Source organism: Pseudomonas kilonensis, from assembly GCF_001269885.1.
Taxonomy (GTDB): Bacteria; Pseudomonadota; Gammaproteobacteria; order Pseudomonadales; family Pseudomonadaceae; genus Aquipseudomonas; species Aquipseudomonas kilonensis.
Genome location: NZ_LHVH01000034.1, coordinates 78,772 through 103,640 on the forward strand (window position 1 = coordinate 78,772; position 24,869 = coordinate 103,640).

Genomic DNA, 24,869 nt, shown 5'->3' on the forward strand with positions numbered 1-24,869 from the left:
CCTGGCCCGGGATTATCGGGTGCTTGCCCTCAGCTCAAGGCCTTGCGATTGAAGTCACGCAGACGGAACCCCATCAGCAGCAACATGCCGAAATACGCCACCACGCCGGCAACCACCAGCACACCCAAGCGCAGGAAACGCTCGAGCATCTGCCCTTCGCCCCAGGCCGGCATGAAATGCATCGCCCCCAGCAACACCGCCGACATCACCGCCACGGCGACCAGCAGCTTGAGGCCAAACTTGCCCCAGCCCGGCTGCGGCTGATACATCTTCTGCTTGCGCAACTGGTAAAACAGCAGCCCGGCGTTGAGGCACGCGCCGGCGCTGATCGCCAGGGCCAGGCCGGCGTGGGCCAACGGGCCGATGAGCATCAGGTTGAACAACTGCGTCATCACCAGGGTGAAAATGGCGATTTTCACCGGCGTGCGAATGTTCTGCTGGGCATAGAACCCCGGCGCCAGCACCTTGATCACGATGATCCCGAGCAGGCCCACCGAGTAGGCGATCAGTGCCCGCTGGGTCATCAACGCATCGAAGGCATTGAACTGGCCATACTGGAACAACGAGACGGTCAACGGCTCGGCCAGGATCCCCAGTGCCAAGGCACACGGCAACACCAGCACGAAACACAGGCGCAGGCCCCAATCGAGAATCCGCGAGTATTCATGGCGGTCCTGGCTGGCATAGGTCTTGGCCAGGGTTGGCAGCAGGATCGTGCCCAGGGCCACACCCAGCACGCCGGACGGCAATTCCATCAGACGGTCGGCGTAATACATCCACGACACCGAGCCAGCGACCAGGAACGAGGCAAAGATGGTGTTGATGATCAGGGAAATCTGGCTCACCGACACCCCGAGGATCGCCGGCAACATCTGCTTCATCACCCGCCACACGCCGCTGTCGCGCAGGTTCAGCCGTGGCAGGACCAACATGCCGATCTTTTTCAGGTGCGGCAGTTGATAAAGTAATTGCGCCAGGCCACCCACCAGCACCGCCCAGCCCAGGGCCATCACCGGCGGATCGAAGTACGGTGTCAGGAACACTGCGAAGATGATCATGCTGACGTTGAGCAGGGTCGGCACAAAGGCCGGCACGGAAAAGCGGTTCCAGGTATTGAGGATCGCCCCGGCCAGGGACGACAGGGAAATCAGCAATATATAAGGAAAGGTCACCCGCAGCAGGTCCGAGGTGAGCTGGAATTTTTCTGGTGTATCGGTGAAGCCCGGGGCCGTGGCCCAGATCACCCAGGGCGCGGCGAGCATGCCGGCCGCCGTGACCAGCGCCAGCACCAACGTCAGCAAGCCGGTGACGTAGGCAATGAACGTGCGGGTCGCTTCGTCGCCCTTCTGGCTTTTATATTCCGCCAGGATCGGCACGAAGGCCTGGGAGAACGCCCCTTCGGCGAAGATCCGCCGCAGCAGGTTGGGCAACTTGAAGGCGATGAAGAAGGCGTCGGTGGCCATCCCGGCGCCGAATATCCGTGCGATCAACGTATCGCGAACGAACCCCAGGACGCGGGAAAGCATCGTGATAGAGCTGACGGCGGCCAACGATTTGAGCAGATTCATGAAAAGAGTTTTTGCCTGTCGATAAACAGCAGGCGAACAACGCGCCCACTTGTGCGATACTCCGCGCCGCTAAACAGTGCAGAGCCAAAGCCCGCGAGTTTACAGGTCGCACGCCGGAAAGAAATCCTTCGGTGCGCAGCACCTGCCATTCAGCGGAACGCGTCACCCGCCCTTGACAAGACTTCAACTCATCGGCATGATTCGCGGCCTATTTTGTTTGCTATTTCCCAAAAAGTCTTTCGAGGAGCTCGACGGTGGCCAACACACCTTCCGCCAAAAAACGTGCAAAACAGGCTGAGAAGCGTCGCAGCCACAACGCCAGCCTGCGTTCCATGGTCCGTACCTACATCAAGAACGTAGTTAAGGCCATCGACGCAAAAGACGCTGAAAAAGCTCAAGCTGCTTACGTTCTGGCCGTGCCAGTTATCGACCGCATGGCCGATAAAGGCATCATCCACAAGAACAAGGCTGCTCGCCATAAGAGCCGTTTGAATGGCCACGTAAAGGCCCTGAACGTTGCCGCTGCTGCCTAAGCGACGCGCTCGTTAAAAAACCGACCTCAGGGTCGGTTTTTTATTGCCTGCGATTTGCCCCCAACCAGACCACTTAACCCTGTGGGAGCGAGCTTGCTCGCGAAAGCGGTGGGTCAGTTAGCAGTGATATTGACTGTGCAGCCGTCTTCGCGAGCAGGCTCGCTCCCACATTGGGTCTTCAGCGGGCATAAATTTTGTGCCCACCACAATCCCCCTGTGGGAGCGGGCTTGCTCGCGAAAGCGGTGGGTCAGTTAGCAGTGATATTGACTGTGCAGCCGTCTTCGCGAGCAGGCTCGCTCCTACATTGGGTCTTCAGCGGGCATAAATTTTGTGCCCACCACAATCCCCCTGTGGGAACGGGCTCACCCCCACATTATTCCCCAAAATTGAAAACCACCGGCTTCGGCGGAGGACAACCACCAGGTGGCGGGAAATTCTGCACACCCGCCTCGTCGTAGCCGGTATAACAACCCACTATCTTGTCGCCCTTGAAGCTCATACGGCGCTCAACCACACCCGTCGGGTAATAGTAGACCGTCTCACCTTCGCGCTTGGCGTACGAGTAGTCCTTGTATTCGCGCCCCTCGACCGTTATCAACCGAAAGCCCTGCTTGGCTTCAGAGAACTTCAACTGGCCATTGGGGTAGTACTCGTTACGAGTCACGCGATCATCAGGCCCCAACAGCACCTCCCGGACCTTGCGCCCATCCCGGGTGTGGCGGGCACTTTGCTCATTGCCGAACAGGTAATCACTCTCGGAGTCGAAATGCCCGTCGTTGAAAGCCCCGCGCTGCTTGCCGCAAAGCTTGATACGGGTGTATTTCCCATCAGGCACGTGGCAATAGTTCCTGTCCGCGATCAGCACCCCTGTCGCATCAAATGACTGCACGTTACCAATGGGCTCATCCCCCTCGTACGTTGCCACCGTATCGGGCTGGCCATTGGGATGATAAAGACGAAAAGCACCTTCTCGCGAACCGTAACGCCACGAGATGTCCGACAGCAGCACGGCACCGTCGTCCGTGTAGGTCAGCGCCCGCCCTTCGATCTGGCCGTTGACGTAGTTGGCCGAATAGATGAGTTTGCCATTCGCCGCATAGGCTTCTTTCAATCCATCCAACACACCCGCGCGGTAATGCTCGACAAGCCGTAACACCCCTGCGGCGTCCACTTCACGCAACTCGCCTTGCTTCTTGTCGGCGACGAAATCGACGGTCTGGACACCACCGCTTTCCACCTTCAATGTCCAACGGCCTTCTCGGACACCTTGCACGTAACGCCCCTCACCCCACGGCATTTTCCAGTCACCGTGCTGCATCCCCTCCACGAAATCGCCGCGCTGGACCACCTCACCATGACGCACGCGCTCGGAAGGCCCGTCAAAATCGCCGTGTTTGTATGTATCGAAGCCGGAGATAGCCCCCTCATCGTCCTGCGCCTCGATCGTCCAGCGCCCCTCATAGAAATCGTCGACGATCATGCCCTCGGAAACCGTGCCGCCATCACTGACGACCCACGACCCCTGACGCAATCCATCCACATAGGCGCCGGTGGACGCGTAGCCCGACTCGTCGAACTCCATCCACTTGCCCACTCTCTTACCCTGGGCATACGAACCCAGCGCCCAGAGCCGCCCGTTACCCAAGAACGCCCACACCCCATCCTCGGAGCCCTGGTACACCGCTGGATCGGTTTCCCAGGCCATCCTGCTGACACGATAGGCAGAGCCCACATCCTCGTCCTGAGGCGGCACGCGCTCATAAGTCAGCGTGAGCCAGCGTCCCTCGCGCTGCTGGAACGTTTTTTTGTAGGTGTCGCGATGAGGATCCTCCGCTGGCTGCTCCGATGAAGCCGGGACGCCGTCAACACCAAAGTACCCCACCAGCGTGCCGTCGGCGGGATTGAGCATGTCGAATTCAACGATACCGGTCTTTGGCAACACAGCGCTGTAATCGTAGGGCGGCAACTTGCCCAGCTCTTTCTGGACCAGCGCGGCAGTGAGGACCTTACGATCAGCGGCGATACGATCCAATACCGGCTGCAACGCCTGAAGCCGGCGATACATACCGGTGGACGGTACGAAGCGATAACCATGAAGGGCGTACTGCCCCTTTGCCCGTGACAGCACGACCAACGTCTGGAGATCGCTGTCGAGGTTGGCGTAGAACACCGACTCGACACTGGCATCGCCATACCGATCGAGCACTTGCGGCGCGCCATCCGGCGAATCGCACAGGCACGAATAGCCCACGACACCTTCCGCCTCGCGGATAAACGCCAGCGTCGCCCCACTCTCCTGGGAGCTTTTTATCAGCGGATGAGCCAGGGGCTTGGCGTTATAAAACGGTTCCGCCAAGGCCCCGGAGGAAAGGGAACAACCCAATACAAACAGCAGCAAAAACGCACGCATACGAATCCCTTCGCGCCAAAAGCACAACACATCCATGGAGATAAAAAAAGCGAGCCGATCGGCTCGCTCGTCATCCGATACTTAACGCCAAGGCAAGATCGGAATAGCCGTCACCGCATTCTGCGGGCTGCCCTCGATCACGCGATCGCTGTAGACCAGGTACACCAGCGTATTGCGTTTCTTGTCGAGGAATCGCACCACTTGCATGGTCTTGAACACCAGCGAAGTGCGCTCGCGGAACACCTCTTCGCCGTCCTTGAGCTCACCCTTGAAGCTGATAGGCCCCACCTGGCGGCAGGCGATGGACGCCTCGGCACGATCCTCGGCCAGGCCCAGGCCGCCTTTTACACCGCCAGTCTTGGCCCGCGACAGGTAACAGGTCACGCCATCCACCTTGGGATCGTCGAACGCCTCGACCACAATGCGGTCATTGGGCCCGACAAACTTGAACACCGTCGACACCTGGCCAATTTCTTCGGCCGAAGCCAGCAGCGGCACAGCCAGCAGCAAGCCGATTAATCCTTTTGCCAAACCCATGATTTTTCCTTAGACGAGGATCAGGTTGTCACGGTGAACCAACTCGGGCTCCGCCATGTAACCCAACAGACCGACAATCGCATCAGACGACTGACCGATGATTTTCTGCGCTTCCAGTGCGCTGTAGTTGGCCAGGCCGCGGGCGATCTCACGACCGTCCGGAGCCACGCACACCACCATTTCGCCGCGACGGAAGCTGCCCTGGACCAGCTTCACCCCCACTGGCAGCAGGCTTTTGTTGCCTTGGGACAGAGCCGTCACCGCACCGGCATCCAGTACCAAGGTGCCACGAGTCTGCAGATGCCCAGCCAGCCACTGCTTGCGCGCCGCCAACATGCCGCGCTCCGGGGAGAGCAAGGTGCCGATGCGCTCGCCAGCTTTCAAGCGATCCAGCACCCGCTCCAAGCGCCCACCCACGATGATGGTGTGAGCCCCGGACCGCGCCGCCAGACGCGCGGCGCGCAGCTTGGTCTGCATGCCACCACGGCCCAGCGCACCACCCGTGCCACCCGCCACCGCGTCCAGCGCCGGATCGTCGGCACGGGCTTCGTAGATCAGCTTGGCGTCGGGATTGTTGCGTGGATCGGCATCGAACATGCCGTCGCGATCCGTGAGAATCACCAGCAGATCCGCCTCCACCAGGTTCGCCACCAGCGCCGCCAGGGTGTCGTTATCGCCGAAACGGATCTCGTCGGTGACCACCGTGTCGTTCTCGTTGATCACCGGGATGACTTTCAGCTCTACCAGCGCGCGCAAGGTACTGCGGGCATTGAGGTAGCGCTTGCGGTCGGACAGGTCATCGTGGGTCAGCAGGATCTGCGCCGTATGGCGACCGTGCTCGGCAAAGCTCGACTCCCAAGCCTGCACCAGGCCCATCTGGCCGATGGCGGCGGCAGCCTGCAGCTCATGCATCGCGCTGGGTCGCGACGTCCAGCCCAGGCGACTCATACCGGCGGCCACAGCCCCGGAAGAGACCAATACCAGCTCGACGCCAGCCTCATGCAAGGCCACCATCTGCTCGACCCACACCGCCATTGCCTGGCGATCCAGGCCCTTGCCATCTGCCGTCAGCAGTGCGCTGCCGATCTTCACGACCCAGCGCTGCGCACCCGTCACCTTGCTCCGCATCATCTTCAACCTTTGCCAGCGAACGGCGCGACCCAGCACCGCCCATGGGATTATTCGTATTTGCGTTTTACAGATACCAAAACGCCGCTCGAATGAGCGGCGCCTTGGAAACCGGCTGGTTGCGATGATAACACCGCACTGGACCAGTTAATGCCAGCCACCCGAGAATCCTTGGGAGGATCAAGCCTGTGGGAGCAAAGCTTGCTCGCGATGGCCTCGTCACATTCAACACATTGGCTGACTGCAAACCGCTATCGCGAGCAAGCTTTGCTCCCACAGATTCGCCCACACAGGTACTGGCTTCAGCTAAGTGGCATCAGCACAAGATCAGTCGCGGACGTAGATGATTTCCGGACCGTCCTCGTCATCCACATCTTCTTCGTCCCAATCGTCGTCACCGATGTCATGGACCGACTTGACGCCACTGCGACGCAGGGCACGCTGATCGTCCAGCGCCTGCAACTGGGCACGGGCCTCATCTTCGATTCGCTGGTCGAGCTCGGCCAGCTCTTCCTTGTAGGCCGGATCGTTGGCCAGGCGGTCGGCGCGATCTTCCAGGTAACGCATGATGTCGTGGCACAGGCGCTCGGTACCGTCTTTGGCGATGGCCGAGATCACGTAGACCGGACCTTCCCACTCCAGGCGATCGACGATTTCCTTGACCCGCTCCTCATGCTCTTCTTCAAGGATCTGGTCGCACTTGTTCAGCACCAGCCAACGATCGCGCTCGGCCAGGGCCGGGCTGAACTTGGTCAGTTCGTTGACGATGACTTCGGCGGCATCGGCGGCACTGGTTTCATCCAGCGGCGCCATGTCCACGAGGTGCAGCAACAGACGGGTACGGGACAAGTGCTTGAGGAAACGAATCCCCAGGCCTGCGCCCTCGGAAGCCCCCTCGATCAACCCTGGAATGTCGGCGATTACGAAACTCTTCCAGCGGTCGACGCTGACCACGCCCAGGTTCGGCACCAGGGTGGTAAACGGGTAATCGGCCACTTTCGGCTTGGCCGCCGACACCGAGCGAATGAAGGTACTTTTACCGGCGTTCGGCAGACCCAGCAGGCCCACGTCGGCCAGCACCTTCATTTCCAGCTTCAGGTCACGCTGCTCGCCTGGCTTGCCTGGCGTGGTCTGGCGCGGCGCACGGTTGGTACTGGATTTGAAGCGGGTGTTGCCCAGGCCGTGCCAGCCGCCATGGACGACCAGCAGACGCTGACCAGCCTTGGTCAGGTCGCCAATCACTTCCTGGGTGGCCGAATCGATCACCGTGGTGCCGACTGGCACGCGCAGGATCAGGTCTTCGCCCTTCTTGCCGGTGCAGTCGGTGCTGCCGCCGTTGGAGCCACGCTCGGCATCGAAGTGCCGGGTGTAACGGTAGTCCACCAGGGTGTTGAGGTTTTCGTCGGCGAGCATGTAGATCGAGCCGCCGTCGCCCCCGTCACCGCCGTTCGGGCCACCGTTTTCAATGAACTTTTCCCGACGGAAACTCATGCAACCATTGCCGCCGTCGCCGGCCTTTACTCGAATCGATACTTCATCAACAAACTTCATGACACACGCCTCTCGCCATACGGACGAGCCAAAAAAACAAGACATAAGACTCTTGCAAAAATGAGCGCAGCGACCTGATGACACGCCCCAACCGCAGCGCCGACAGCCCATACAAACAGTTTTGCAAGAGACTCACCCCACAAACGAAAAAGCCCCGTCGCAAGACAGGGCTTTTCCAGCGATCTCGCAATTAAGCTGCGACAACGCTCACGTAACGGCGGTTGAACGCGCCCTTTACTTCAAACTTGATCACGCCTTCGATTTTCGCGAAGAGGGTGTGATCTTTACCCATGCCAACACCGTAACCGGCGTGGAATTGGGTGCCGCGCTGACGCACGATGATGTTGCCCGGAATGATTTTCTGGCCGCCATACATCTTCACGCCAAGGCGTTTGGCTTCTGAGTCGCGACCGTTACGGGTACTACCACCAGCTTTTTTGTGTGCCATGAGTTCAATTCTCCTAGTGAGGAATTAGGCTGAAATTAAGCCTGAATACCGGTGATTTTGATCTCGGTGTACCACTGGCGGTGGCCCATACGCTTCATGTGGTGCTTACGGCGACGGAACTTGATGATGCGGACTTTATCGTGACGACCTTGGGAGATCACTTCAGCCACAACGGTAGCGCCAGCAACGACTGGAGCGCCGATATTCACGTCGTCGCCATTGGCGACCAACAGAACGCGATCAAAAGTCACGGATTCGCCGGTAGCGATTTCCAGTTTTTCGATCTTCAGGTATTCACCTGGGGCGACCTTGTATTGCTTGCCACCAGTAACAATTACTGCGTACGACATGGTATTTCTCCGATAATCCTGCTCACCCAGCGCTTTATAAGAAGAGGTATTGGCTGGCATGGCTGCATGGGCTGGAAGGCCCTGGTGCAATTGCGTAAGGCAGGTGCTGCCCAGGAAGTTCAGGGTGCGCGATTGTACGCAAGGCGCAACAGCCTTGCAAGTAGCCGTCCATCGCGCCTTGACAGGCCTGGGTGGGGGTCCTAGCATGCCGCGCAACCCTTCTGGAGCACCTGTCGCTGATGCAACCCCAAGCTTTCTACCGCGCGGTGGCGGACGATTTTAGCGCCGTCGACGGCATCATCAAGAAGCAGCTGACTTCCCGAGTGCCGCTGGTATCGAAAATCGGCGACTACATCACATCGGCCGGCGGTAAACGCCTGCGTCCTTTATTGGTGCTGTTGTGCGGCAAGGCCCTGGGTCGCGAAGGCGACGACATGCGCCTGCTGGCCGCCACCATCGAGTTCCTGCACACCGCGACCCTGCTGCACGACGACGTGGTCGACATGTCCGGCATGCGGCGTGGCCGTTCGACCGCCAACGCCATGTGGGGCAATGCTCCCAGCGTGCTGGTAGGCGACTTCCTGTATTCGCGCTCGTTCGAAATGATGGTCGAGCTGGGCTCGATGCCGGTGATGAAAATCCTGTCCCAGGCCACGCGTATCATCGCCGAAGGCGAAGTGCTGCAGTTGTCCAAGGTGCGCGATGCCAGCACCACCGAAGAAACCTACATGGAAGTCATCCGCGGCAAGACCGCGATGCTCTTCGAAGCCTCGACCCACAGCGCCGCGGCCCTGGCCGGTGCCAGCGCCGAGCAGAGCGAAGCCCTGCGCACCTTCGGCGACCACCTGGGCGTGGCTTTCCAGTTGGTGGACGACCTGCTCGACTACAAGGGCGACGCCGAGACCCTGGGCAAGAACGTCGGTGACGACCTGGCCGAAGGCAAGCCGACCCTGCCGCTGATCTACACCATGCGTGAGGGCACGCCTGAACAGGCAGCACTGGTACGCCAGGCGATCCAGAAAGGCGGGATCGAAGACCTGGAAAGCATCCGTGTCGCGGTCGAAGCCTCCGGCTCGCTGGACTACACCGCGAACCTGGCCCGGGACTACGTTGCCCGCGCGATCAAATGCCTCGACGCCCTGCCGCCCAGCGAATACCGCGATGCGCTGGTGGAGCTGAGCGAGTTTGCAGTGGCGCGTACGCACTGATCCACAAGGGGCTTTTTGTGGGAGCAAGGCTTGCCCGCGATACCGGCGACTCGGTCTCTGAAGGATCGCATCGCCGCCATCGCGAGCACGCTTTGCTCCCACAAATCCCTCGCCGTAAGATCTCCAAACGCAGCACCGCCCTCTTTCGCAACAAAACCCTATATAATGTGCGCCCTTTTGCCCTCCTGATACCCAAGGAACCTTAGTGAGCACGTTGCCTCCCTGCCCGAAATGCAATTCCGAATACACCTACGAAGACGGTACCCAACTGGTCTGCCCGGAGTGTGCCCACGAATGGTCCGCCAGCGGCGAAGCTGAAGCGGCGCCCGACGATACCGTGAAGAAAGATTCGGTCGGCAACGTCCTGCAGGACGGCGACACCATCACCGTGATCAAGGACCTCAAGGTCAAGGGCACGTCGCTGGTGGTCAAGGTCGGCACCAAGGTCAAGAACATCCGCCTGTGCGATGGCGACCACGACATCGACTGCAAGATCGACGGCATCGGCCCGATGAAACTCAAATCCGAGTTCGTCAGAAAAGTCTGATTCTGCTGTATCCCATCCCACGCCCCGCGTGTGGGATGGAGCTTCGTCCTCTGCGCTTCGCCCCCATTTCCCGGACATTAGCCAAGTGCCAGCCGTCCTGAGCTGCCATAACCCATCGTCAGAAAAACAATCGCAACGCCAATAGAGACTTGCTATTTAGCGAATAAGAATTATTCTCATCGAACCCCATCAAGGAGATGAGAACCATGACTTATTTGATCGATGCCTGGCTGGACCGCCCACATCCCTACCTCAGGATCCTGCATCGGGAAACCGGGGAAGTCTGTGCGGTGCTTGAAGAAGAAGCCTTGAGCGAACTGCAGGACCAGGGGGATCTGGACCTCAACAGCCTCAATTCCAGCGAACCGTTGGTGCTCAAGGAGCTGGTGCGCAATCTGTTCCTGTTCTGCTACGCCCGGGCGTTGCGCCCGACGGGTGATTTCAGCGGCAGGTTCCACGGATGAAGCATCAAACCCTGTGGGAGCGAGCCTGCTCGCGAAGCGGTGTGTCATTCAACATCGATATCGACTGACTGACCGCCATCGCGAGCAGGCTCGCTCCCACAAAAGTCTGTTTAAGCGTTGATGTCTTACAGTACGTCCAACAACTCGACGTCAAACACCAGCACGCTGTGCGGTGGAATGCTGCCAACGCCTTGAGCACCGTAAGCCAGTTCGCTCGGCACGTACAGGCGCCATTTGCTGCCGGCGTTCATCAGTTGCAGGGCTTCGGTCCAGCCTGGGATCACGCCGCCTACCGGGAATTCGGCTGGCTGACCACGATCGTAGGAGCTGTCGAACACGGTGCCGTCGATCAGGGTGCCGTGGTAATGGGTACGCACCTGGTCTTCACGGGTCGGCTGGGCGCCTTCACCTTGGGTCAGCACTTCGAATTGCAGGCCGGACGCCAGGGTGGTGATGCCTTCACGCTTGGCGTTTTCGGCCAGGAACGCACGGCCTTCGCCAGCAGCGGCTTCAGCTTTGGCAGCGGCTTCGGCTTGCATGATTTCGCGAATGACCTTGAAGCTGGCGGACATCTCGTCCTGGCCCACGCGGCTTGGCTTGCCGGCGAACGCGTCGGTCAGGCCGACCAGGATGGCGTCCAGGCTCACGCCCGGTGGCGGGTTGTCGCGCAGTTGGTCGCCCAACTGACGGCCAATGCCGTAGCTGACGCGGGTTTCATCGGTGGACAGGTTAACTTCGGACATGATGCTGCTCCGCTGTGCGGACGGCTCGAGAGTTGCCGTGCGTGACACAGCGCCTCCCGGAGCGCCCGGAACCAAAAGGGCGAGCAGACTAGCACAGATGCCACCACGGGTGACGAGCACCCTGCGTCAAAGCAAGCCGCCAGAAACGACAACGCCCGCCTGCAATTCTACAGGCGGGCGTTGCGCCAGCGCGGTGAACGGACCTTAGTGTTTGGTCAGTTTGTCCAGGTAACCCATGGCAAATGCCGAGACCACGAAAGTCATGTGGATGATCACGTACCACATCAGGTGCTCGGGATCGACGTTCTTGGCGTCCATGAAAATGCGCAGCAGGTGGATGGAGGAAATGGCCACGATCGAGGCAGCGACTTTCATCTTCAGCGACGAAGAGTCCATGGTGCCCAGCCAGTTGAGCTTTTCCTTGTCGTCGGCGATATCCAGCTGCGAAACGAAGTTCTCGTAGCCGGAAATCATCACCATCACCAGCAGGCCACCCACCAGCGCCATGTCGATCAACGACAGCAGCACCAGGATCAGCTCGGACTCGGCCATGGCAAACACATTGGGGATGATGTGAAAGACTTCCTGGAAGAATTTCAGCGCCAAGGCCAGCAGGCCCAGGGACAGACCGAAGTAGATCGGCGCCAGCAGCCAACGGGAGGCGTACATTGCGTTTTCGATAAAGCGTTCCATTGAATCTCACACCTGGGCTGAAAAATCGCGGCGAGTATATCAGCCACGACCGGCCCCACAAATGCCGGGCCCCTCCCTGGTCCCTGCCCTTGTGTCAAAACTTTACTGCCGGTGCCCGTGCGGTGATGGCCTTCAATGCAGCGGACGAAATTCGAAACCGCCGACATTGCGACAACGGCCGCCATTGATTTCACGCAGTTGGGCTTGCATGTGCAGGGACCAGATCTGCGGGTCGTCGGCCAGCTCATAGCCGTGCAAGGTCAGGCTTTGCACAATGGTATCGAGGATGGATTCGGCGGCAGTCGGGCCGGGAAATGGCCCCTGGGCCTTGATGGCGGAGGGTTGTTCGCCAGCCATTCCGGCGGCGAAGAGCAAGGTCCACATACCGGTATCTCCCGCCAGGGGGCGGATGGCGCATTCGATACGGGTGACAAGGCCCAGGCATTGACGAGTGAGGCAAAGGTTGCGCGACATGGCGGCGCCCCTCGGTAGATCCGGTATTTCAGTCTCGGGAAGAGGCTGTTTCGATCCGATGATGGCTCTCGTTATCCTTGAGCTGAGGATAGAAGAAAAGTTCCGGTCGCAAGGACTTTCGAGACCAGAATACGCCGAGCGGTCACAGTGTGAATATTGACGCCAAAGTGGTGGCGTTTTTTAGTGATAATCCACAAAACATTGATTGTGAGAGCAAGCCTGTGGGAGCAAAGCTTGCTCGCGATGGGGTTGTCACATGCAACATTTCTGTTGACTGGACAAACGCTATCGCGAGCAAGCTTTGCTCCCACAGGCTTTGCTCCCACGGCTGTTCTCCCACAAGCTAGCTCCCACAGGGGGGCTTGCTGCGGTCAGGAAAACATCAAGCCGGCTTGGCCTCCGCCAATGCCTGCTGTGCCAGTTCCTTTTCCGCTTCCTTGATGTCGTCTTCGCTGATCATCTCCGCGATCACCCGCAGCCGCTCCACCACGCGGGCGTTGACGCTGCCCTCGGGGAACTCGCCGTTTTCGTCCGGCTCGCCGGCAGGCTCGCCCACCAGCAGGCTCAGGGCTTCGTCGGCCTGGCGCACGGCATAGACGTGGAACTGCCCGGCGCGCACGGCGGCCAGCACTTTCTCGTCGAGCATCAGGGTCGCGACGTTGGCCTGGGGAATGATCGCCCCCTGCTCACCGGTCAGCCCACGGGCTTCGCAGAGGCGGAAGAAGCCTTCGATCTTCTCGTTGACCCCGCCCACCGCCTGCACTTCGCCGAACTGGTTGATCGAGCCGGTGATGGCGAAGCACTGCTTGAGCGGCGTCTTCGACAAGGCCGAGATCAGCGTACACGCCTCGCCCAGGGACGCGCTGTCGCCGTCCACGTAACCGTAGGACTGCTCCAGCGCGATACTGGCCGAGATCGCCAGCGGGAACTCCTGGGCATAACGGCTACCCAGGTAACCGGTCAGAATCATCACGCCCTTGGAGTGGATCGGCTGGCCGAGGTTGACCTCCCGCTCGATGTCGACGATGCCGCTGCCGCCCGGGTACACCGTGGCGGAAATCCGCGCGGGTACACCAAACGCAGAGTCGCCGACCTCGAGTACCGTCAGCCCGTTGCATTTGCCCACGGCCGCACCCGCGGTGTCGATCAGGATGATCCCGGCGAGCATGTCGTCGAGGATTCGCGCCGAGACACGCCCGGTACGGGTGGCCTTGGCCTTGAGGGCGCGTTCGATGTGGCCGGCGTCGGTCATCTCGTCACCGGCCAGCTGGCGAATGAAATCCGCCTCGCTGACCAGTTGGAACAGGTCACCGATGCGCGCCGACAAGCGCCCCTGGTGTTCGGCCAGACGCGCACTGTAGGTCGCCAGGCGCGCCACCGCGTCGGCGGTCAGCGGCGCCATGCCCTCTTCCGAAGTGCGGGTCTTGAGCAACTGGGCGAACTGCTCCAGGCTCTCGTCGCCCATTGGGATGTCTTCGTCGAAATCCACCAGCACGCGAAACATTTCCTGGAAGTCCGGATCCAGGTCCTGCAAGGCGTAGTAGAGCTGGCGGGCGCCAATGATCACGACCTTGACCTGCAACGGGATGTGCTGCGGCGTCAGGGTCACCGTGGCCAGCCGACCCAGCTCACCCAACGGCGATTCCATTTTCAGCTTGCGCGATTGCAGGGCACGCTTGAGCGCATCCCACACAAACGGCTCACCGAGCATTTTTTCCGCTTCCAGAATCAGGAAACCGCCGTTGGCCCGGTGCAAGGCGCCCGGACGCAACTGCCGGTAGGTGGTGTAGAGCGCGCCCTGGTCGGTGCTGTATTCGATGCGACCAAACAGGTTGTCGTAAGTCGGGTGCGGCTCGAACACCACTGGCGCGCCGCCACTGAACGGATGCCCGACCACCAGGCTCGGGGCGTACTGTTCCTCCAGCAGCTTGCGGGCGATGGCGTCGGTCTTGCTGTCGTCCACCAATTGCTCGACCACGGTCTTGAGCAGATAGACCTGCATGGCCTGCAGGTAGCCGCAGACCGCAGCGTTCTCTGCGTATTTCTCCGACAAGGGTGCCAGCAACGGTTGCAGGGCCAGGGTGATGGTTTCTTCGTTGAGGTGGCGCAACTGGTTGCTGGACTCGCGCTTCCATTGCGGCAGGCTGGCGAGCTCTTCGTTCAAGCGCTCTTCCAGGCCCGAGATGTCCTCATGGAAACGCTCGCGCTCGGCTTCCGGCAACTGGGCGAATTCCGCTTCATCCAGGGCCTTGCCTTCGCTCATCGGCGTGAAGGCGATGTTGCTGCTGTCACGGTACAGCGCGACATCCTTCTCCAGCGCCAGGCGCTCGATCACATCCAGGGCGCGGTCGTAGCGCTGGTTGAAGGCGCGGTCGATGGCGCTTTTCTTCTGCTGATAGGACGGGTGCTCGAACACCGCCGGGAAGGTCGCCAGCAGGTTGTCGATCAGGCCGTTGATGTCGGTGATGAAAGCACCGGCCGTGCCTGACGGCAGTTCCAGGGCACGGGGTTCGCGGGGCTCATCGAAGTTGTTGACGTAGACCCAGTCCGCCGGGGTCTGCAGGCGCTTGCCTTCGGCCTTGAGGTAGCGTTTGACGAACGAAAACCGGCCAGTGCCGGGCTCACCCATGACGAATACGTTGTAACCGGGGCGCGGCATGGCCACGCCGAACTGCAAGGCTTCGACCGCACGTTCCTGGCCAAGCACACCGCGGAAGGGCTCCAGATCATTGGTGGTAGAGAAGCTGAACTGTTCAGCGGAAAACGGACGGGTCAGCGCTTCGGGCGCTAGACGCAAGCTGGCAGCAACAGGATCAGGCATCGGGCTTCCTTACATCAGGCGGGGCAGATAGCGGCATTCTGGCGCTGCCTGTACCTGACTGGCAAGGAGCGCCTCTGCCCAAAGCATAGTCAATGGGAAAACCTCGGGCGGGGCCCAGCAGACAGGCGATCCCCAGCAATGTTTTTGCAAAATGTCACGGAACCCCAGGATCGTGCCTAAACTCCAAACTGCGCGGCTGGAACAATAACCGGCCCACTGGCGCTTAGCTCAACAGGAACGAAGGTGCCAGACCCTGTCCATCGGTATGCACATAAAGAGAACATAGCTATGAAACGGATTCTTCTCGGTACTCTCTTCACCGCTGTATCCATCAACGCCATGGCTCAGGCGCCGGGCGGCCCGGATTGCGGCTGGGGCAACATGCTGTTCGAAGGTCAGCGTGGCACTCCGGCACACTTCCTGGCATCCACTACCAACGGCACTTCCGGTAACGCTACCTTCGGCATGACATCCGGCACCAACGGTTGCTCGACCAACGCGGCACTGACCTACGGTGGCAAGTCCTGGCTGGCCATGAATGGCATGATGAACGAGCTGTCCGAAGACATGGCCAAGGGTCAAGGCGAAGCGCTGACCACCTATGCCGTGGTACTGGGTGTAGCGCCGGAAGACCGCGCACATTTCTCCGCCGTCACCCACGAGCACTTCCAGCAGATCTTCAGCAAGGCTGACGTGACCGCCGAAGACGTGCATACCAACACCCTGGCCGTGCTGAAAAGCGATCCTCGCCTGGCCAAGTACGCCACTCAAGCTTAAGCTCGACACCACTCGCTCCTCTCGGGGAGCGGGTTTTCTTTTTGGGGCCCCTTCGGTCTTTATTTTTCGCCTTTCCAAGTAGCCGACTATGCTCAAACGCCTTGCCTGGCTGGCGCTCTGTGTGTGCGCCCCGCTGTCCGCCGCGCCTCATGTCGACCCTCAACGTTTGCAGCAACTGGCCAATGACCGCTTCTGGATTTCCCTGGGCCACTACGAAACCGCCAAGCTCGGCGGTTGGCGCAGCTATATCAGCGACAAGAAATTCTTCCTCGCGCCCGATGGCAACGAACATCCCGAGCGTGAACTGAGCGCCACGCTAAAAGCCCTGTACGGCCCGGCCAGCGCCGGCCAGCAGCATGCCCAGTGCGTGTACCCGGCGCGAACGCGCTGGCTCAAGGCCCAGCTCAACCTGACGGATCTGCCGGCCGTTGACTGCAGCGACTTCAACCAATGGTTCAAGGACGTCTCGCCCCACAGCGCGGTGATGATCTTCCCCGCTGCGTACCTGAACAGTCCCTCCTCGATGTTCGGCCACACCCTGCTGCGCATCGACCAGGCCGATGTGCAAAGCGACAAGACCGCCCTGCTCAGCTATGCGATCAATTTCGGCGCCTACATCGAAGGCTCGGACAACAGCATCCTCTATGCCTGGAAGGGCCTGATGGGCGGCTATCCCGGCCTGTTCGCCCTGGTGCCGTACCAGGAAAAACTCTCCGAGTACCGTAGCCTGGAGAACCGCGACCTGTGGGAATATCGCCTGAACCTGAGCCAGGCGGAAACCGAGCGCATGGTCGAGCACGTCTGGGAACTCAAGCAGATCCAGTTCGACTATTTTTTCTTCGACGAAAACTGCTCCTATCGCCTGCTCGAATTGCTGCAAGTGGCTCGCCCTAGCCTGCGCCTGACTGAACAGTTCCCGCTGACCGCGATTCCCACCGACACCGTCAAGGCAGTGAAAGAAGCTGGCCTGGTGGAAAGCATCCAGTATCGACCGTCCCGTGAACGGGAACTGCTCAGCCGCGCCGAACCGCTCAGCGACGATGAACAGCAATGGGTACTGAAAGTCAGCGCCGACCAGCAGCAACTGCAAGCCCCCGGCTTCAAGGCGCTGCCGCGCAAACGCCAGGCGCTGGTCATCGATGCGGCCTATCGCCTGGAGCGCTATCGCGCCAACGGCCAGGAGCGCGATCCGCAGCGCTCCCAGCGCAGTTTCGAACTGTTGCGGGCGATCAATCAGAACCCCGCGCCGGAACTCGATATCCCGCAACCGGGCCTGCCCGAGGACGGTCACCAATCGCGCACCTGGCAGGCCGGCCTCGGCACGCGAGGCGACCGGGCGTTCGGTGAGTATGGCTTGCGCATGGCCTATCACGATCTCAACGACAACGTCGAGAGCTTCCCCTTGGGCGCACAGATCGAAATCCTGCAATTGAAACTGCGCCAGTACGAAGGCAATGACTGGCAGGTGCAACAACTGGACCTGGCGACCATTCGCTCCCTGACCCCACGCAACGAGCTGCTGCAACCGCTGTCCTGGCAGGTCACCGGCGGCCTGGAGCGGGTGCCAGGCAAACACGACGACGAAACCCTGGTCAGCCACGTCAACGGCGGCGCGGGTGGCACCTGGGCGCTGGGCGAAGAGGTGCTGGGCTTTGCCCTGGGCACGGTGCGGGTCGAGCACAACAACGACTTCGCCCAATTCATCGCCCCGGCTGCCGGTTTCAACAGCGGTGTGTTGTGGAAAAACCCGCTGGGCAACCTGAGCCTGGAAGCCAAGGGTGATTATTTCGTCAACGGCGAAGTGCGTCGCAGCCTGAGCCTCAATCAGCAATGGGAATTGTCCCGCAACCTGGGCCTGCGCCTGAGTGCCCAGCGAGAATTCAGCCAATTGGCCTCGCCGGAGAACGAGGTGATGCTCGAGGTGAAGTGGTACCACTACTGACAAAGGCAGGCGCAACGAACGGATTAATCACCGCGCTTTCACGCCTTACTGACGAATCCACTCCTAGACTTCTTGTATGAGCGGGATTCGGCAGGAAAGCAGAAATGAAGCGTGCGGCAGTGGTCCTGAGTGTGTTGATGTTGCTCGGTGGCTGTGAAACCACCCACGAAGACCTGATCGCCCGGGGTTATCCACCAGCGTTCGCCGACGGCTACGACGACGGTTGCAGCAGTGGCCGGCAAGCCGCCGGGGTGATCACCGGCCAATTCAGGAAAGACGTGCCGCGTTACCTCAAGGATCCGCGCTACGCCGAAGGCTGGAGCGATGGTTTCCGCCAGTGCCAGGCCATGCGCGAGAGCGAAGAGCGTAATGCCTATCGCGAACGCCATTGGGACGAACGTGAACGGGCCTGGCAGCAACAGAAAGACCAGGACGCCGCCCGGGCTTATCGCTCGCCGTAAGTCGCGTACAGACATTCGTCGAAACCAAAAGCCTGCGATCATGGCCAAAACTCCAACTAGAGGAGAACGCCATGAGTCGCGCCTTCGTCAACGAAGACAACGCCGCTGCCCAGGCCGACCAGCCGGTCGAACGCCAGGTCAGCGCGCAACCCAACTACGTCACACCCACCGGACTGGCCCAGCTACAGGCCCGGGTCGCCGAGTTGCAGGCGCTGCACGGCCAGCCGGCGAGCCAAGGGGAACTGGCCGACAAGCAGCGGATCGCCGACCTTGAACGGGATCTGCGCTATTTCACGCAGCGCCTGCAAAGCGCCCAGGTTGTTGCGCCGACTTCATCCGATCAAGTGCGGATCGGACACTGGGTGACCTTTGTCGATGAGCATGATCATGAGCAGCGGGTGCAATTGGTCGGGGAAGACCAGGCCGATGCGGCCAATGGGCTGATCAACTGGGGCTCGCCGCTGGGGCGGGCGTTGCTGGGGGCCAAGCCAGGGGATGAGGTGACTTGGGAGCGGCCAGCCGGGAATCTCATCATTGAAGTCATTGCTATCGACCTTGAGTGATCCTGGTCGACAGACTTTTGTCGGTGCGGTGACAAGAACGCGCACCAGCTCCGTCGAACTGCAACTAGAGAACACTGACTTATACACCTATAGCAACATGTAACCGCAACATAAAGTTATAACGACAAATTTGTGTTAAACCAACAGCGTGCTACTGTTTTCCCGCACTTCAACCCGTGCACAACAAAAGGGAAATACATAATGAGCGAACGAATATTGGCAATGCCTGGTGACTTCGACAGCGACCTAAAATCCTACCCACAGGTGAACAACCTCGGTATCGAATCAGCGGCGTTGACCATTATCAAATGCGGCACCATAGAGTGCACCGCGATTTCTTGTTAAACCCTGTAATAACCTGCAGCGCAGGTATTTGATACCTCCTAATCCCCCTAAGTAACTTCATTACATCCTACAGCTCGGGTGCTTTCCGGCACCCGATTGACCGCTGGTCACTGTATTAGATTGTATAACCTGATGAGGAACTACCTATGAGCGAAAAAATCCTGAACATGTCCGGCGACTTCGATTTCGAGTTCAACGCCTATCAAGCGCCCGCCAACACCGGCGAGATCCTGGCAACGACGATGGAATGCAACACCTTCGGAACCTGCACCAACATTGGCTGTTCGACAATCGGGTGTTAATAGCGCCTGACTGACCATCGAAACTTGCAACAAACGTTAACATAGAGCAGGCACCGCCTGCTCTATCCATGTCAGGAGCTACGGCATGCTTGTCAATGCTTTAAAGTTGGATCAGCGAGGGAAGTACGGATTCTCTTCCGAAGGTTGCATCGCCCTTTTTGAAAACAACCTGAGCCGTCTACATACTGATGATCAGGCCTTGCTGGATCACTTTGGAGCGGGCAGGGAACAACTGGTTTCCCATATCAATTCACCCATCGACAACGAGCCCCTGCCTATCGACGGTGAAACCGTCCTGAACACCCTGAAGAAAAAGCTTGCTCGACTTGACAGCATTAATATGGAAACGAACACAAGCTCGGGCGACAAAGACAATTTTTATTGGTTTGGTTATCGTTTTTTTCTTTATGCCATCGAGATCTTCCAAGCGGATGGGCGCTATTCCCATGCGTCAACATACATTAACGAACCCACTTTTTTTACAAGCCTGGAACCCTATGTCCTGGCCCGGGTTGGTCGCACGTCAGAACAAAGCCTGGTCCATTGTTTGAACACGAAAATCGCCCACGGCGATGACATTGACTTGAGCACGTTCAATGAACAGCTGCGCACATTGCCGCTGCTGAAGTTCTTCGAAGCCTACCCGGTGCTGGCGACGTTGTTGTTTGATCTGCTGGAAGACACCCTCGATTATCTTTATGCGGTCATTCTCGACTTCGCTGCCGATATCGAGTCGCTGGAAGCTGAATTTTCTGTTCCGTCTCGACAAATCGACGCTATTGAGCTCGGCCTGGGGGACCCCCACGGCCGTGGTGAAACGGTCTGTCAGGTTAAAATCTGCGCGATTTCATTGGTCTACAAACCGAGGGCAAGCCGAGAGGCGCTTTTTTTCAACCGCCTTCTGGACCAACTGCATGAATGGACAAAAGCGGATTGTTTTTCCATCCGCGCCCCCAGGATTCTCAGCCGCGAGCGGCGTAGCTGGGTGGAAAAAATCGACAACGAGCCCTGCGACAACGCAGCGGACGTTGAACTGTTCTATAAGAAAATGGGCGCGCAGATAGCGGTCATTCATGCACTGAACGGCATCGACTTTCACTACGAGAATATTATTGCGTGCGGCAACAGTCCGGTCATGATCGACCTTGAGTGTTTATTCACCGCTTCCACCAGCGACCTGCTGAGCGACCTGCCCGCTGGCTGTGCATTGTCCAACAGCTTTAGATCGGTCCAGCAGTCGGTATGCTCCAGCGGTTTTCTCCCCTTTTCACAACACCCCAATAACGACCAGAGCGGGCTGAGTCGGCAAGAGCTATTCATCGCCACCCGCCATTCGCTGGTTTTCGAGGATGGCTTTTATCATTTGCGTAAAACCTCATTCGAGCATCAGCTGATACAAAAACACCTGCCGCTTTTGCTGGGTGAGCGCAAGGGACTGGAAGCCTATAAAACCGAACTGTTCCAAGGCTTTGAATATGCCTATAAGGAATTGATGGTTCATCGATACAAGATCATGCGGATGCTGGAACGATCCGCCGGTGAACTGACCACCCGCGTATTGCTCAAAAATTCTCAGCGCTATGCCGACTTTATCGGGCTGATCCGTCATCCACGCTTTACACAAAACATGCTCGACAGAGAACTTCTGCTCGCAACCCTGTGGAAAGACCTGAAAGAACCCTATCGGAAGATGGGCATTCCCCGCTATGAAATAGCCGACCTGCAGAGGTCCAGCATTCCGTGTTTCACCCTGCCTCTGAGCGCCAACCATTTTACGAGCGCACAGGGTGAAACAATAGAGATGGCAGCCGTGGAGCCACCGATAAAAAGCTGTCTTCAAAAGATAGCCAACCTGTCCCGAAAGGACTGGGCTTTACAACGCACACTGCTCGAAATCTGTTTGTTTCCAGAGCCAATTGGACATCCGCCACCCCGTGTCGGGCAGGTGCCTGGAGACCTTAAAAAGACGCTCCAGGCGGACCGACTCGGCGCCATATCGAGCATCAGTTCCCGCCTTGAGGAGCTCGCGGTAGCGGGAACAACAACGGACGTAAGCTGGTTGTATTTTCATACGCATCCCACGACACGCAGAAAGTACCCGTCGCCCATGGATCACGGGCTTTACTCCGGCATCGCCGGGATTGGGTTGTTTTACCTGAGCCTGTTTAAAGTAAGTGGTCAACCCGTCTTTCTGTCGCGCATGGATCAAGTCCTGTACTCACTGGAACAACGCTTCGGCTTTTTCAAAACCGATTCGACGGTCAGTGCCTATCACGGGCTGGGGGCTTTCATTTATTTGCTCATCAATCGTCGCCAGGTCACTGGCGACGCCAGCCATGATGAAAGAATTGCCGGTCTGTTGGCCCAGCTGATTGAAGTGCCTCCTGAAAATTATGAGTTCGACTTCCTGGGAGGTTGTTGTGGAACGGTGACGCTGCTGGCCAATATCCATGCGTTGTCTGCGCAAAAGGATGTGCTGCCGGCCATCCGACGCATGGTCGACTACATCAAGGATCAAATCCTGATTGAAGACGGCCAACTGCTACGACGCAGTGATCGCTCCGTCATTTTGACGGGCTTGTCCCATGGCCTCTCGGGCGTCATCCATGCATTGTGCAAAGCCTATGACGTGACCGGCGATTCGGCGCTGGTGCCCTTGGCCATCCAGGTACTGGAGGGTGAAAACCGCTTGAGTCGGGATGGTTTCTGGCTGGACCTGCGCAACCTCGGGCCGGCGGACCATACGTCCAAGTGGTGCCACGGCGATGGAGGTATCCTCATCGCCAGGCGACAACTCATGGAATCGATGGGAGACGCCCTGGACGAAGCGACCCGACAGACAGTGCACGACGATATACGACGATGCGAGAACAACCTCTGGGCCCATGGGTTTGGCGAGGGCTACAACCTTTGTCATGGTGATTTCGGCAATCTGATCTGTCTGTATGACTTGTATCGGCATTCCGATAATTCTGAAGGCATGGGCAGAGTCAGAGAGGCACTTGACGAAGTCGCCCAGCAGTTTTTCGAAGGGCCTTATCTGGATAGCGACCGGGTGCCCGACGTCAGTCTGCTGACTGGAATCGCGGGGGCGGGCTATGCCTTGCTGTACGAGATCGATCCGACAATCCCCAATGTTCTCTCGCTCGATTTCGCGGTGCTCGGGTAGCCCCATCAATTAAGCCTTACAAGCTCGCTCCCACAGGGGGATTGTGACCCTAAAAAAACGGAGCCTTCGAAGGCTCCGTTTTTTATGCAACCGACCGAATCAGGCCAGTTTCTTGTGCCGTACGCGATGCGGCTGGGCAGCGGCTTCGCCGAGGCGTTTCTTGCGATCGGCTTCGTACTCGGTGTAGTTGCCTTCGAAGAACACCGCTTGCGAGTCGTCTTCGTACGCCAGGATGTGAGTCGCGACGCGGTCAAGGAACCACCGATCGTGAGAGATCACAATGGCGGCGCCCGGGAAGTCCAGCAGGGCTTCTTCCAGGGAACGCAGGGTTTCAACGTCGAGGTCGTTGGACGGTTCGTCGAGCAGCAGGACGTTGCCGCCCTCTTTCAGGGTCAGGGCCAGGTGCAAGCGACCGCGCTCACCACCGGACAGGTCCTTGACGAACTTCTGCTGATCGCCGCCCTTGAAGTTGAAGCGGCCCACATAAGTGCGCGACGGGATTTCATAGTTGCCGATGCGGATCTGGTCGGAACCGTCGGAGATCTGCTGGAACACGGTCTTGCTGCCGTCCAGGTCTTCGCGGCTCTGGTCGACGCAGGCCAGTTGCACGGTCTCACCGATTTCAATGCTGCCCGAATCCGGCGTTTCCTTGCCCATCAGCATGCGGAACAGCGTCGATTTACCGGCACCGTTACCGCCGATCACGCCAACGATGGCGCCTTTAGGCATGGAGAACGACAGGTTGTCGATCAGCACGCGATCGCCGTAGCCCTTGCTGACGTTCTTGAACTCGATGACCTTGTCGCCCAGGCGCGGACCGGCCGGGATGTAGATCTCGTTGGTTTCGCTGCGCTTCTGGAATTCCTGCGATTGCATTTCTTCGAAGCGTTGCAGACGAGCCTTGGATTTGGACTGGCGGGCCTTGGCGCCTTTGCGCACCCACTCCAGCTCTTCCTTCATGGCTTTTTCATGGGCCGACTGCTGCTTGGATTCCTGGGCCAGACGATCGGACTTGGCTTCCAGCCAGCCCGAATAGTTGCCCTCGTACGGAATGCCTGCGCCGCGGTCGAGTTCCAGGATCCAGCCGGCGACGTTGTCCAGGAAGTAACGGTCGTGCGTGATCGCAACCACGGTGCCTGGGAAGTCGTGCAGGAAGTGTTCGAGCCAGGCGACGGAATCGGCGTCCAGGTGGTTGGTCGGTTCGTCGAGCAGCAGCATGTCCGGGGCCGACAGCAGCAGGCGGCACAGGGCCACGCGGCGTTTTTCACCACCGGACAGGTGTTCGACCTTCGCGTCCCAGGCCGGCAGGCGCAGCGCATCGGCGGCGACTTCCAGCTGGCGGTCCAGGTTGTGGCCGTCGCTGGCCTGCAGGATCGCTTCGAGCTTGGCCTGTTCGGCGGCCAGCTTGTCGAAATCGGCATCCGGGTCGGCGTAGGCGGCATAGACCTCGTCGAGGCGCGCCTGGGCGTCCTTGATCACGCTAACCGCTTCCTCGACCACTTCACGGACGGTCTTGCTCGGGTCCAGCTGAGGTTCCTGGGGCAGGTAGCCGATGTTCAGGTCCGGCATCGGGCGGGCTTCGCCGTCGAATTCGTTATCGACGCCGGCCATGATTTTCAGCAGCGTGGATTTACCCGAACCGTTGAGGCCCAGTACGCCGATCTTGGCGCCGGGGAAGAAGGACAGAGAAATGTTTTTCAGGATTTCCCGCTTCGGCGGAACAACTTTGCTCAGCCGATGCATGGTGAAGACGTATTGAGCCATGGTGAACCTAGCGTCAGTGACAGGTGAAAAGAACGAGCCAGGCCATGCGCGGCGCCGGCTCTTGACGGTC

General features: G+C 59.2%; 22 protein-coding genes. 10 read left to right on the plus strand and 12 right to left on the minus strand.

What is annotated here, in order from left to right; genetic code table 11:
- Window positions 1-29 precede the first annotated feature (29 nt).
- The gene (gene murJ, locus AD662_RS24520; RefSeq protein WP_018600981.1) at window positions 30-1,568 is read right to left on the minus strand and encodes a murein biosynthesis integral membrane protein MurJ; all 1,539 of its coding nucleotides are present in this window, start codon (window positions 1,566-1,568) and stop codon (window positions 30-32) included.
- Between the two features lie 254 nt (window positions 1,569-1,822).
- On the opposite strand from murJ, the gene rpsT reads away from it, so the two are divergent.
- Complete coding sequence (rpsT, locus tag AD662_RS24525) at window positions 1,823-2,101, plus strand: 30S ribosomal protein S20 (RefSeq protein ID WP_003185593.1); 279 nt, start codon at window positions 1,823-1,825, stop codon at window positions 2,099-2,101.
- A 374-nt stretch (window positions 2,102-2,475) separates the two neighbouring features.
- On the opposite strand, the gene AD662_RS24530 is transcribed toward rpsT, so the two are convergent.
- The 6 genes from AD662_RS24530 to rplU form a co-directional block, all read right to left on the minus strand.
- Window positions 2,476-4,512: a toxin-antitoxin system YwqK family antitoxin gene (locus tag AD662_RS24530; protein ID WP_053189882.1), complete on the minus strand. Its 2,037-nt coding sequence runs from the start codon at window positions 4,510-4,512 to the stop codon at window positions 2,476-2,478.
- Between the two features lie 81 nt (window positions 4,513-4,593).
- Entirely contained in the window at window positions 4,594-5,049 is a 456-nt protein-coding gene (locus AD662_RS24535; protein ID WP_003205733.1) for a CreA family protein, read from the minus strand.
- A 9-nt stretch (window positions 5,050-5,058) separates the two neighbouring features.
- A complete protein-coding gene (gene proB / locus AD662_RS24540; RefSeq protein ID WP_018600988.1) occupies window positions 5,059-6,177 on the minus strand; it encodes a glutamate 5-kinase in 1,119 nt (372 codons plus the stop codon).
- Between the two features lie 327 nt (window positions 6,178-6,504).
- A complete protein-coding gene (cgtA, locus tag AD662_RS24545) occupies window positions 6,505-7,728 on the minus strand; it encodes an Obg family GTPase CgtA (protein WP_018600990.1) in 1,224 nt (407 codons plus the stop codon).
- A 190-nt stretch (window positions 7,729-7,918) separates the two neighbouring features.
- On the minus strand, window positions 7,919-8,176 hold the full coding sequence (rpmA, locus tag AD662_RS24550; RefSeq protein ID WP_003176049.1) for a 50S ribosomal protein L27: 258 nt from the start codon (window positions 8,174-8,176) through the stop codon (window positions 7,919-7,921).
- A gap of 35 nt (window positions 8,177-8,211) precedes the next feature.
- Window positions 8,212-8,526 (minus strand): 50S ribosomal protein L21, encoded by a 315-nt coding sequence (gene rplU, locus AD662_RS24555; protein ID WP_003176051.1) that lies wholly within the window; start codon window positions 8,524-8,526, stop codon window positions 8,212-8,214.
- Window positions 8,527-8,765: 239 nt separating this feature from the next.
- On the opposite strand from rplU, the gene AD662_RS24560 reads away from it, so the two are divergent.
- The 3 genes from AD662_RS24560 (at window position 8,766) to AD662_RS24570 (ending at window position 10,745) form a co-directional block, all read left to right on the plus strand.
- Entirely contained in the window at window positions 8,766-9,734 is a 969-nt protein-coding gene (locus tag AD662_RS24560; RefSeq protein ID WP_018601012.1) for a polyprenyl synthetase family protein, read from the plus strand.
- A gap of 205 nt (window positions 9,735-9,939) precedes the next feature.
- Window positions 9,940-10,281: a zinc ribbon domain-containing protein YjdM gene (locus AD662_RS24565; protein ID WP_018601013.1), complete on the plus strand. Its 342-nt coding sequence runs from the start codon at window positions 9,940-9,942 to the stop codon at window positions 10,279-10,281.
- Between the two features lie 206 nt (window positions 10,282-10,487).
- Window positions 10,488-10,745: a PA4570 family protein gene (locus AD662_RS24570; RefSeq protein WP_018601014.1), complete on the plus strand. Its 258-nt coding sequence runs from the start codon at window positions 10,488-10,490 to the stop codon at window positions 10,743-10,745.
- A 125-nt stretch (window positions 10,746-10,870) separates the two neighbouring features.
- Here the strand turns inward: AD662_RS24570 and bamJ are convergent, their stop codons facing one another.
- The 4 genes from bamJ to AD662_RS24590 form a co-directional block, all read right to left on the minus strand.
- Window positions 10,871-11,488, minus strand: a complete 618-nt coding sequence (gene bamJ / locus AD662_RS24575; protein WP_018601015.1) for a BamJ family beta-barrel-assembly machinery protein — start codon at window positions 11,486-11,488, stop codon at window positions 10,871-10,873.
- Window positions 11,489-11,692: 204 nt separating this feature from the next.
- Window positions 11,693-12,181, minus strand: coding sequence for a TIGR00645 family protein (locus AD662_RS24580; protein ID WP_018601016.1), 489 nt, complete (start codon window positions 12,179-12,181; stop codon window positions 11,693-11,695).
- Between the two features lie 132 nt (window positions 12,182-12,313).
- Window positions 12,314-12,655, minus strand: coding sequence for a PA4575 family protein (locus AD662_RS24585; protein WP_013694243.1), 342 nt, complete (start codon window positions 12,653-12,655; stop codon window positions 12,314-12,316).
- A gap of 382 nt (window positions 12,656-13,037) precedes the next feature.
- Window positions 13,038-15,476: a Lon protease family protein gene (locus AD662_RS24590; protein ID WP_014340288.1), complete on the minus strand. Its 2,439-nt coding sequence runs from the start codon at window positions 15,474-15,476 to the stop codon at window positions 13,038-13,040.
- Window positions 15,477-15,764: 288 nt separating this feature from the next.
- Between AD662_RS24590 and AD662_RS24595 the strand changes: the two genes are divergently transcribed.
- From AD662_RS24595 to lanM, 6 genes are all read left to right on the plus strand, one after another.
- Window positions 15,765-16,253, plus strand: coding sequence for a DUF3015 domain-containing protein (locus tag AD662_RS24595; protein WP_003185616.1), 489 nt, complete (start codon window positions 15,765-15,767; stop codon window positions 16,251-16,253).
- A gap of 88 nt (window positions 16,254-16,341) precedes the next feature.
- Window positions 16,342-18,195, plus strand: a complete 1,854-nt coding sequence (locus tag AD662_RS24600) for an Lnb N-terminal periplasmic domain-containing protein (RefSeq protein ID WP_018601019.1) — start codon at window positions 16,342-16,344, stop codon at window positions 18,193-18,195.
- A 104-nt stretch (window positions 18,196-18,299) separates the two neighbouring features.
- Window positions 18,300-18,656, plus strand: a complete 357-nt coding sequence (locus AD662_RS24605; RefSeq protein WP_014340290.1) for a hypothetical protein — start codon at window positions 18,300-18,302, stop codon at window positions 18,654-18,656.
- Window positions 18,657-18,727: 71 nt separating this feature from the next.
- Window positions 18,728-19,219 (plus strand): GreA/GreB family elongation factor, encoded by a 492-nt coding sequence (locus tag AD662_RS24610; RefSeq protein WP_053189883.1) that lies wholly within the window; start codon window positions 18,728-18,730, stop codon window positions 19,217-19,219.
- Between the two features lie 491 nt (window positions 19,220-19,710).
- Window positions 19,711-19,866, plus strand: a complete 156-nt coding sequence (locus AD662_RS29585) for a hypothetical protein (protein WP_018601025.1) — start codon at window positions 19,711-19,713, stop codon at window positions 19,864-19,866.
- Window positions 19,867-19,951: 85 nt separating this feature from the next.
- Window positions 19,952-23,035 carry a type 2 lanthipeptide synthetase LanM gene (lanM, locus tag AD662_RS24615; protein ID WP_053189884.1) on the plus strand — a complete coding sequence of 1,028 codons (3,084 nt, stop codon included), beginning with the start codon at window positions 19,952-19,954 and terminating at the stop codon, window positions 23,033-23,035.
- Window positions 23,036-23,134: 99 nt separating this feature from the next.
- Here the strand turns inward: lanM and ettA are convergent, their stop codons facing one another.
- Complete coding sequence (gene ettA, locus AD662_RS24620; protein ID WP_013694244.1) at window positions 23,135-24,799, minus strand: energy-dependent translational throttle protein EttA; 1,665 nt, start codon at window positions 24,797-24,799, stop codon at window positions 23,135-23,137.
- Window positions 24,800-24,869 lie beyond the last annotated feature (70 nt).